Below are 9964 nucleotides of genomic sequence, written 5' to 3' on the forward strand. Positions count from 1 at the left end.
GCTCGCGCCCGCCTACCTCACCCCCTTCTGGTTCCTCGCCCGCGGGGCCGTCCCCGCGGTGCTGCTCCCGCTCGTCACGCTCCCGCTCGCGGCCGCCGTCGCGCGCACCGTCCTGACCGAGACCTCGGGCGACGCGCTCAACCCGGCGCTGGAGTCGACCGGAAAGCTCCTCGCGGCCTACGCGGTCGCGTTCGCGGTCGGCCTCGCGCTCTGACCGATGCGGCTCCGCCCCTTCTCGCTCGACCTGACGAGCCCGCTCGGCACCGCCCGCGGCGCCATCACGGAGCGCGAGGGGTTCCTCGTCGGCGTGGGGCCGGACGACCGGGCCGGAATCTCGGTCCCGGGACTCGGCGAGGCCGCCCCGCTCCCGGGCTGGACCGAGTCGCGGTCGGCGTGCGAGTCGGCCCTGCGCGGCGTCGCGGACGACGGCGGTGCCCTCGTCGACGACGCGCTCGACCGCCTCGACCCGGGAGCCACGCCCGCGGCCCGTCACGGGCTCGCGCTCGCGCTCGCGGACGCCGCGGCGAGAGGCGAGGGGCGGTCGCTGGCCGCGCGGCTCGCGGCCGATCGCGGGCTCCCGACGCCGACCGAGACGGTCCCGGTCAACGCCACGGTCGGCGACGGCGACCCCCAGACGACCGCCGCGGCGGCCGCCCGAGCCGTCGCGGAGGGGTTCGACTGCGTGAAGGTGAAGGTCGGCGCGCGCGCCCTCGACGCCGACGTCGAACGTCTCCGCGCGGTGCGGGAGGCGCTCGGCGACGACGTCGCGCTCCGGGCCGACGCGAACGGCGCGTGGGACCGGTCGACCGCCCGAGAGGCGCTCGACCGCTTCGCGCCGCTGAACCTCGCCTACGTCGAGCAGCCGCTCCCCGCCGAGGACCTCGCCGGCGCGGCGGCCCTCAGGAGCGGTCGAGAGGGTCGAGAGGACAGAGAGGCCCGAGACGACCGAGAAGACCGAGAAGACCGAGACGACCGCGCCGGCGACGACGCCGACGCTCCGGTCCCGATCGCGCTCGACGAGTCGCTGGCTCGTCGCGACCTCGACGCCGTCCTGGACGCCGGCGCGGCCGATGTAGTCGTCCTGAAGCCGATGGCGCTCGGCGGGCCGGACCGCGCGCTGGCGGCGGCGGCGACCGCCCGGGCCGCGGGTGTCGAGCCCGTGATCACCACCACGATCGACGCGGTCGTCGCGCGGACCGCCGCGGTCCACGTCGCGGCCGCGGTCCCCGAGGTCGCCCCCTGTGGGCTCGCCACGGCCTCGCTGCTCGACGAGGACCTCGCGCCGGACCCCTGCCCGGTCGCCGACGGCGAGGTGGCGGTTCCGGACGCCCCCGGTCTCGCCGGCGACGCCTTCGACGGGCTTCGCTGAGATGCGGCCTCCCGGTAGCGACTACCGCTCGACGACTTCGATGACTCCCTCCATGTCCCGCGTCTGGTGGGGCGTACAGACGTACTCGTACGTGCCCGGCGTCGCGAACTCGCGCTCGAAGGTGTGGCCCTCGGCCGCGGCGAGCCCGGAGTCGAAGGCGCCGCCCCTGTCGACGACGTTGTGACTGCCGCCGACGCCGGTCCACTCCCAGACGACCGTCGTGCCGGCGTCGACCCGGACCGCCGCGGGCGCGAACGAGAAGCCGCCGTCCGCCCCCACCGCGACCGCGACGCTCTCCTCGCCGGTCCGATCGACCGGGGCCGCGTCGTCGCCCCCGCCGTCGCCTCCCGGGAGTAACGCCCCGGTACACCCCGCGAGTCCGGCGGCAGCGGCGGCGCCGACGCCCGCGAGCAGCTCTCGTCGCGTTCGCGTGTTCATGGCGGTTCGAAGGGCCGAACGGTATAAAACGTCCCGAGAGCGACGCTCCGAGAGCGACGAGGGAAAGGGGCTTGTACGGCCGCAGCCGAAGGGTCGAGTATGAGCGAGTGGACAGACGCGATCGTCGGCGACCGCATGACCGTCGACAACCAGTTCACGGACCGAGTGTCGGCCTCGCGGTTCTCCAGCCAGGAGTGGGGCCTGATCATGACGGCGACGGAGCTCGAGATCGAGGATGCCGCCGACCCCGAGGAGGCCCGCATCGTCGCCGACACCTCCAGCCTCCCGGCGATCATGCCGGAACTCGAGAACGTCCGGTCGCAGGTCGCCGCGATGGGCGGAGCGCCGGACCGGGGGGACGGCGGCGGCTCCGGCGGCGGCCTCGTCGACTCGATCAAGGGCGCGCTCGGCCTCGGCGGCTCGGGAGGCGGCGGCGGTAGCGACGAGGAGCTCGCCGCCGCCGAACAGCTCGTCCAGGAGTACGCCGACGAGCTGCAAGCGCACCTGGAAGACAACGGGAAGTGGGAACAGGTCAGGCTCGCGTATCAGGAGTAACCGGACGGCCGCGACCGACGAGGCCCTCGGTCGTTACTCTAGTCGCCGCTGCGGAACAGCGTCAGCCCCTCGGCCTCGTAGATGTTGATCAATTCCCTGACAATCTCGTCGTACTCCTCGTCGTCGACCCGGAGCGCGTCGAGGCGCTCGACCGTCTCCTCGTCCAGGTGGATCTGGGGCATACGCGGCGATTCGTCGGCTACGTAATAAAAATCCTCGGTGAGTTCGGACGAGCTGAGACCGCCGGCCGTCAGTCCGGCCGACGTTCCTCAGCCAGACTGCCCGATGTCGCTCCCTCGGACGCGTCCTCCGCGAGGGCTCGGCGAGCCATTCGCTCGACGTCCGCCTCGGAGAGGTCGTCGCTCGGAAGCAGGAGGCGATCGTTGAAACGGACGATCGAATCGTCCTGTTCGAGCATCGCGAGGAGCTGTGAGGAGTCGACAGCGGGACCGTTGGTCCGCGTCGTTCCGACCAGCTCGCTCAGCTCGTCGAACCCCTCGAACAGCTGCGTTTGCTCGATTCCGATCCGATCCTGGAGAGAGAGCACCGATCCGCGTTCAAACCGATGCGAAGTCGGCGACTCCGACCGCACCGTGTTCACTTGCATCGCCGACACGCTGTTGGACGCCACCGGGACGCCGGGATCGCCGACGCAGCGGATCCGAGTCTCGTCTGCGAGACCGGACAGCGAAACGCTCGCGGTCATCGACGTCCCCGCCGCTAACAGGGCCACGACCGACCTGAGGGCCGTGGAAGACGGCGGTCCCGCGACGGCGACGGAACCGAGCCCCCCGTTCTCGACGGCGGCGAGTCCGCCGTCGACGCCGTCGGTCCCCTCGAAGACCGTCAGCGTCGGCGCGTCGCCGAGATCGGCGACCGCGACCGTGTCGTCGGCCGCGGCGACCGCGCCGTCCGCGACCGGGAGCGCGCAGTACGCGACGTCGACGTCGGGGTCCGAGAGCACGGTCCCGACCGCCTCCGCGTCGGGTTCGTCGAGCACTTCCCACTCCCCGACGCCATCGGGGACCGCCGGCTCCGAAAGCGCGCGACGGGTCCTCGTCGCGCGCTCAGCAGAGCCGACCAGCGCGACGAACCGGACATCGCCGCTGGCGGTCGTCTCCCGACGGAGCCGGTTCTCGTAGCTCGCCGGCGTCAACACCGACGTCCCCGCCGGAAGCGGGTCGTCTTCCAGGCTCGGGGTTCCACCCGCCGGAGCGAGCCACGGCGAGGTCGCGAGCGCGTCCGGCGCTCCGGAATCGGCGGGCTCGGCCGTGCCGCGCACCCGAACCGGCGCCAGCACGTGCGCGAGGTGGGGAAGCAGTTCGGCGCCGGTCGGATTCGGCCGGAGCACCGCCTCGGTCGGCCAGTCGGGCGCGTACGGCGCGACGGTCTCCGCATCCACTTCGAGGTACTCCATCAGCCGCTCGCTCATCGACAGGTCCGCGAGCTTCGGCGGGTAGAAGGGGAGCTCCGAGCCGACCAGCTCGTACTCGTACCGGTCGGACGGGACGTACCCCTCGGTCCGGGTGAGCGTATCGAGGAAGAACCACGTCCGAAGCAGCTCCGCGGCCCGCTCTTCGAGCGCGACCCCCTCGGTCGGCAGCGATTCGATGTAGCCGTTTGCGAGCCGGATCGCGGGCGCGTTTCCGGTCACCATCCGCGCCCCGAGGTAGTACGACAGCGTCGAGAGCCGGTAGACGTCCGCGTAGTCGGGGCGGACGACGACCTCGACGCCGGTGTCGGGAGGGACCAACGGGCTCGGGATGTCGAGCGCGTCGCCGCGCTCGATCCGCGGCGGGTAGCCGCGGAGCGTCGGCCACGACCGCTCGGCGGAGAACTCCTTGATCGACGAGCCGAGCACCGAGACCGCTTCCGCCAGCGCGGCCGGGTCGTCGGGGACCGTGATCGTCGCCTCGGGGCGGGTGTGAAGCGACCGCGCGCCGACCGTGACGGTGACCGATCGGTCGAACTCGATATCGACCGGTCCGGAGTCGGCCATGCCGGTCGTCGAGACCGCCACGTCGGTCGCGCGGATCAGCGCCTTGGTCACCCCGCTGACGTCGAAGCAGTACGACCCTCGTCGGAGCTCCATCGGGTCGTCGAGCCGCGCGACGAACTCGCCGTCCGCCCTGCGCACGGTCACCGCCGAGTAGTCGGGAACCGAGATTGACTCCGCCTCGAAGCTGACCGCTCTGTCGACCGGAAACGGGAACAGCTCCGTGAGCGCGGGCTCCGGATCGGGTTCGGTGTCCGACACGAGCCGGAGCTCCTCACCCTCCAACGCGTCGCGAACGCAGAGCGTCTCACCCCGCGTCTCGAGGCGTACTCGTTCTCCGATCGCGTCGTCTCTCACTACCAATTGATAAACCGACAACAGTTATCAGGTTATCGGTGCTTCTCTGAATTCGGCATCTCTCGGCCGCAACAAAGGCATTTCACCGCCTCGTGTTAACAGGAGTGACAGCAATTTTAACACCGCCCGGCCGCGACGCATCGCCATGAACGACGCCGCGGCGGCCGCTCTCGCCGATGCGTTCCCGGAGCGGTCGGTCGAGCGCCTGACCGGCGTCGGCCCCTCGTGGAACGGGGCCAACGAGACGGTCGGGGTCGCCTTCGCGGACGGCGGTCGGGCGTTCTGCAAGGTCGCGGTCGACGGCGACGGCACCCGGATCGCCCGCGAGCTGGCAGTCCTGCGTTACCTGGCCGCCGAGCGGCCGATCGCGGTCCCGGACGTCCTCGCCGGTGACCCGGACGCGACGGTGCCGTACCTCGTCACCGCGCCCGCTCCCGGACGCGAGCTCCTCGACCTGTGGGACGAGCTCGGGGAACGAGAGGGCGGTGAGGCCGACCGCGCGGCGTTGCTCCGGCGCGTCGGCGCGACGCTCGCGACCCTCCACGCCGAGCGGTTCGAGACGCACGGCGAGATCGTCGGGAGCGACGGGCGGGGCGGACTCGCGCTCGATCCCGCGCCGTGGCCGGACGTGCTTTTAAAAACGATCGAGCGAACCCGCGAGATCGGCACGTCGGAGCGGCTCGGCCACCACTACGACGCCGTCGTCGACTGCGTCGAGGCGAACCGCGACCGCCTCCGCGACGCCCCCGCGGCGCTCCTCCACGGCGACATCGCGATGCCGAACCTGTTCGTCGTCGACGCCGGGACCGGACGCGACCGCGAGGCCGAGGCAGGCGACGGGACCGCTCCGATCGACTGGGAGCTCGCCCACGTCGGCGATCCCGCCCGCGACCTCGTCAGGGCGGAGGACCAGCTCCTCAACGGGTTCGACGAGCGGGGGCCCGAGCGGTACGCGGCGGCGCTCCGCGCCGGGTACGCCGAGTGCGCCGGCGGGCTCCCGGCGGGATTCGCGGTCCGGAGGCCTATTTACGAGGTCGTCCGGATGCTCGGCCGCTCGGGGTTCGTCGACCAGTGGACGACGTACGTCGACGAGCCGATTGCCGACCTCGTCGACCGGGCGGAGGCGGAGATGGAGGCGCGGTTGGAGGCGGTGTGAGGGCCGTCGTTCGGGGGGATCTGCCGCCCCTCAGCGGTTCCACGCCGCGTCGTCGGGGTCGATCCGTCGGTCGCCCCGCTCCAGCCCGTCGACGGCGTCGAGGACGGACGGATCGATCTCGGCGTCGACGGCGTCGAGGTTCTCGGCGACGTGGTCGCCCGTCGCCTTCGGGATCGGCGTGACATCTCGAGCGAGCGCCCACGCGAGCGCGAGGACGGCCGGCGAGCGATCGGCCCGGTCGGCGATCGCGAGGAACTCCTCGTCGTCGAACAGGTCGCCACGGGCCAGCGGCGAGTAGCCGACGAGCCGGTGGTCGAACTCGGCGGCGAGCCCGCGCAGTTCGGCCTGCTGAAACCGCGGGTGACACTCGACTTGGTGGGCGGCGATCGGCGCGTCGAGGATCTCGCGGGCCTCGCGGAGCAGTTCGGGGGTGAAGTTCGAGACGCCGACGTGATCGGTGAGCCCCGCGTCGCGAAGCTCGTCGAAGACCGGTAGCGTCGCGGCGGCGTCGTACGCGCGGATCGGCCAGTGGACGTACAGCAGGTCGACCCGGTCGAGTCCGAGCCGGTCGAGGCTCTCGCGGGCCGTCTCGCGGACGTCCTCGGGCGCGAGGTTCTCGGGGTGGACCTTCGTGGCGACGACGACCTCGTCGCGCTCGACGTCGGCGGCGGCTATCCCCTCGCCGACCGCGGCCTCGTTGTCGTACATCTGGGCGGTGTCGACGTGGCGGTACCCCGCCTCTAGGGCGGCGGTCACGGTGGCGGTGCACTCCGCGGGGTCGTCGAGCCCCGACGTGCCGAGGCCGAGCGGGAGTTCCAGTGGCGGCATGTCGCCCGATTCCGACCCCGGATTTATAAGCGCGCGCTCACCGGAACGGATCGCGGGCTTCCGGCTGGCTTCCCGCGATCGGTCGCGGGGCCGGAGCGGTCTTTTCACCGCGCTGGAAACCGCTCGGCGTTATATGAGTCCCGGAGCGCCTAGCTTCGCACATGAGCACCGGGATTCACGCCGAACTCGCCCTCTCCTCCTGTGACGGCTGTCCCGTCGCGGCCCTCTCGGCCAGCACGCCGGTCGAGGAGGTGCGGGTCGACTCGACCGACGACCGCGTCGAGTTCGTCGCCGCCGATCCGCCCGACGACCCGCCGACAGGGCTCGACCTCGTCGAGTTCGGCGGCCGAGCGCACGGTCGGTACGAGATCGAGTGCGAGCGTCCGGCCACCGACGGCGGGGTCCATCTCGGGGCGCCGAACTCCGAGGGGGCCCCGCGCTCGGAGCCCTCCTCGCTCGACCCCTCGCCGACCGATCCCGACGGCGGGATCTGTGCGGGCTGTTCCTGCGGCGGGCTCCCGGCGGCGTTCGCGAACTTCCCGGTGTCGCCGCGCCGGACCGAAATGGTCGACGGCGAGATCCGGGTCTCGTTCGTCCTGAGCGGCCACGAGGAACTGCGGGCGATCGTCGACGAGTGCGAGGCGGTCGGCCTCGACGTCGAGCTCCGTCGGCTCTGCGTCGACCGCGCTCGCGGCGACGGGGACGAGTGTTGCCCCGACGTGGTCCCCGTCGACCTCGCGGGCGTGACCGACAGGCAGGCCGAGATCGCGACGGTCGCCGCCGAGAAGGGGTACTTCGAGACCGGCGGCGCCTCCGCCGTCGACGTCGCGGCGGAGTTCGACCTCGCGAAGTCCACGGTGTCGGAACACCTCCGCACCGTGACGGCGGCGCTCTTTTCGCAGACGTTTGGGACCGGCGACGGTACTTAAACCTCCGAACTGTTCGCCGACAGCTACCCCCGGGGTTAGAGCGTACTGATCAGTAGCGGAGTCGAACCGACCGGTTCGGCTCCGACCACCCATGACCCAGTGGACACAGCTCGGACCGCGGGAACGCGAGCTCCTCGCAGTCCTGCGGCGCGCCGACGAACCCCTCGCCGCTCGCGACCTGCACGACGCGGTCGCGGACCGCGGCGACGACGTCGCGTACACGACGGTGAAGCGGACCGTCGACCGGCTCGTCGAGAAGGGGCTCGTCGACCGCGGCGCGGAGCGGCGCCGGGGGACGACGCGACACCGCTACCGCTTCGACGCCGAGGCCGCCCGCGACCGGCTCGTCCCGCAGATCGAAGCCGAGCTGCGGGCGGTCCTCGGCGATCGGGCGGTCGAGCGGATCGCGGTCCGAACGGACTCCGACGGCGACGGCGGAGCGGACGGCAGCGCCGACGCCACCACCAGCCAATGACTTCCCAACCCAACGCCAGCGACGAGCCGACGGCACGAGCCGACGAACAGCGCGACGAGACGCCCGCGGACGCGGGCGAGACGGGACCGGCGGACGGACCGGACGCGGCCGACGGCGAGCCCGAGATCGTCGACGGGCGGACGATCGAGCACCTGCTCACCGACCACGAGCGCGACATCGCCTCGACCGCGGAGGGGACGGACGCGACCGCGGCGAAGCGGCCGAGCCTCGACCTGCCGCGCTTGGAGCTCGGGCGGCGCGACTTCATGAAGGCCGGCGCCGCCGTCGGGGCCATGAGCGGCCTCGCGGGCTGTACGAGTATCCTCGCGGACGAGGACGACGACTCCGGCGGCGCGGCCGGGAGCGGCGAGCACTCCGTCGCGCCCGGCGAGCACGACGAGTACTACGGCTTCCTCTCCGGCGGCCACACGGGCGAGATCCGCGTCGTCGGCCTCCCGTCGATGCGCGAGCTGATGCGGATCCCGGTGTTCCAGACGGAGAGCGCGCGCGGCTACGGTCACGACGCGAAGTCGAGCCGGATGCTTGAGGAGGAGGGCGACGGCCACGTGTGGGGGGACACCCACCACCCGCGCGTCTCGCAGACCGACAACGACTACGACGGCCGCTGGCTGTTCGTCAACGACAAGGCCAACGGGCGGATGGCCCGGGTCGACCTGGAGTACTTCGAGACGGACGCGATCACGAACGTCCCGAACTGCCAGGGCGTCCACGGCGCCTGTATGCAGCTGCCGGACACGCAGCTCGTCTTCGGCGTCGGCGAGTTCCGCGTCCCCATGCCGAACGACGGCCGGGACGTGCAGAGCCCGGACGAGTACGGCTCCGTCATCACCGCCATCGACCCCGAGACGATGGACGTCGAGTGGCAGGTCGAGGTCGACGGCAACATGGACAACGGGGACGGCGGCAAGGAGGGCCGCTGGTTCTTCGCCACCGGCTACAACAGCGAGGAGGGGACCACCGAGGGCGAGATGGCCCGCTCCGACCGCGACTACGTGAAGGCGTTCGACATCCCCGCGATCTGGGACGCCGTCGAGAGCGGCCAGTACGAGGAGATCAGCGGCGTGCCCGTCGTCGACGGGACGAAGGACAGCCCGCTGAACGAGGGCGACCGCCCGATCGTCCGCTACGTCGCGACGCCGAAGAGCCCGCACGGGGTCAGCGTGACGCCGAACGGGAAGTACGCCATCGCCTCCGGAAAGCTCGACCCGAGCTGTACCGTCATCGACATCGAGGCCATCGCCGAGGTCGACGACCCGCAGGACGCCATCGTGGGCCAGCCCCGTATCGGGATGGGGCCGCTCCACACCGCCTACGACGGGCGGGGCCACGCGTACACGACGACGTTCATCGACAGCGAGGTGGTCAAGTGGGACTACGAGGCCGCCGTCGAGGCCGAGGCCGGCTCCGAGGAGCCGGTCGTCGACCGCCACGACGTCCACTACAACCCCGGCCACCTCATCGCCGCGGAGTCGTACACGGCGTCGCCGCAGGGCGACTACCTCGTCTCGCTGAACAAGCTCTCGAAGGACCGGTTCCTGCCGGTGGGGCCGATCCACCCGGAGAACGACCAGCTGTTCCACATCGGCGACGACGACGCCGGGATGCAGCTGGTGAAAGACAAGCCGTCGTACCCCGAGCCGCACGACGCCAGCATCGTCCACAAGGACAAGATCGACCCCGCGAAGACGTGGGACCCGGACGACTACGAGCTGGAGTACGTCGCCGAGGGCGAGGAGTCCTTCGAGCGGGTCGACGAGAGCACCGTCGAGATCGAGATGTGGGCGCGCCGCAACGAGTACGCGTTCCCGGAGGTCACGCTCCGGGAGGGCGACGAGGTCCG

The 9964-nt window shown here is 71.7% G+C and carries 10 protein-coding genes and 1 pseudogene; 7 read left to right on the plus strand and 4 right to left on the minus strand.

Annotation, left to right across the window (positions count from 1 at the left end):
* Together DJ74_RS04800 and DJ74_RS04805 are read left to right on the plus strand one after the other, a co-directional pair.
* A pseudogene (locus DJ74_RS04800) lies at positions 1–214 on the plus strand (1,4-dihydroxy-2-naphthoate polyprenyltransferase); the annotation flags it as partial.
* A 3-nt stretch (positions 215–217) separates the two neighbouring features.
* Positions 218–1369: a mandelate racemase/muconate lactonizing enzyme family protein gene (locus DJ74_RS04805; RefSeq protein ID WP_094524017.1), complete on the plus strand. Its 1152-nt coding sequence runs from the start codon at positions 218–220 to the stop codon at positions 1367–1369.
* Between the two features lie 21 nt (positions 1370–1390).
* On the opposite strand, the gene DJ74_RS04810 is transcribed toward DJ74_RS04805, so the two are convergent.
* Entirely contained in the window at positions 1391–1807 is a 417-nt protein-coding gene (locus tag DJ74_RS04810) for a halocyanin domain-containing protein (protein WP_094524018.1), read from the minus strand.
* A gap of 99 nt (positions 1808–1906) precedes the next feature.
* Between DJ74_RS04810 and DJ74_RS04815 the strand changes: the two genes are divergently transcribed.
* Entirely contained in the window at positions 1907–2362 is a 456-nt protein-coding gene (locus tag DJ74_RS04815; RefSeq protein ID WP_094524019.1) for a DUF5799 family protein, read from the plus strand.
* Between the two features lie 38 nt (positions 2363–2400).
* On the opposite strand, the gene DJ74_RS19050 is transcribed toward DJ74_RS04815, so the two are convergent.
* Complete coding sequence (locus DJ74_RS19050; RefSeq protein WP_170938366.1) at positions 2401–2544, minus strand: hypothetical protein; 144 nt, start codon at positions 2542–2544, stop codon at positions 2401–2403.
* Between the two features lie 68 nt (positions 2545–2612).
* The gene (locus DJ74_RS04820; protein ID WP_094526521.1) at positions 2613–4715 is read right to left on the minus strand and encodes a hypothetical protein; all 2103 of its coding nucleotides are present in this window, start codon (positions 4713–4715) and stop codon (positions 2613–2615) included.
* Positions 4716–4860: 145 nt separating this feature from the next.
* On the opposite strand from DJ74_RS04820, the gene DJ74_RS04825 reads away from it, so the two are divergent.
* Complete coding sequence (locus tag DJ74_RS04825; RefSeq protein ID WP_094526522.1) at positions 4861–5871, plus strand: phosphotransferase family protein; 1011 nt, start codon at positions 4861–4863, stop codon at positions 5869–5871.
* 30 nt (positions 5872–5901) lie between these two features.
* On the opposite strand, the gene DJ74_RS04830 is transcribed toward DJ74_RS04825, so the two are convergent.
* On the minus strand, positions 5902–6699 hold the full coding sequence (locus tag DJ74_RS04830) for an aldo/keto reductase (RefSeq protein WP_094524022.1): 798 nt from the start codon (positions 6697–6699) through the stop codon (positions 5902–5904).
* A gap of 161 nt (positions 6700–6860) precedes the next feature.
* Here DJ74_RS04830 and DJ74_RS04835 point away from each other — a divergent pair, with 161 nt between their 5' ends.
* The 3 genes from DJ74_RS04835 to DJ74_RS04845 form a co-directional block, all read left to right on the plus strand.
* Complete coding sequence (locus DJ74_RS04835; RefSeq protein WP_094526523.1) at positions 6861–7628, plus strand: helix-turn-helix domain-containing protein; 768 nt, start codon at positions 6861–6863, stop codon at positions 7626–7628.
* Between the two features lie 91 nt (positions 7629–7719).
* The gene (locus DJ74_RS04840; protein ID WP_094526524.1) at positions 7720–8103 is read left to right on the plus strand and encodes a BlaI/MecI/CopY family transcriptional regulator; all 384 of its coding nucleotides are present in this window, start codon (positions 7720–7722) and stop codon (positions 8101–8103) included.
* On the plus strand, positions 8100–9964 hold a 1865-nt coding region (locus tag DJ74_RS04845; protein ID WP_094526525.1), incomplete at its 3' end, for a twin-arginine translocation signal domain-containing protein. The genes DJ74_RS04840 and DJ74_RS04845, both read left to right, overlap by 4 nt.

The sequence above is a fragment of the Halorubrum sp. Ea8 genome (genome assembly GCF_002252925.1).
Classification (GTDB): Archaea; Halobacteriota; Halobacteria; order Halobacteriales; family Haloferacaceae; genus Halorubrum.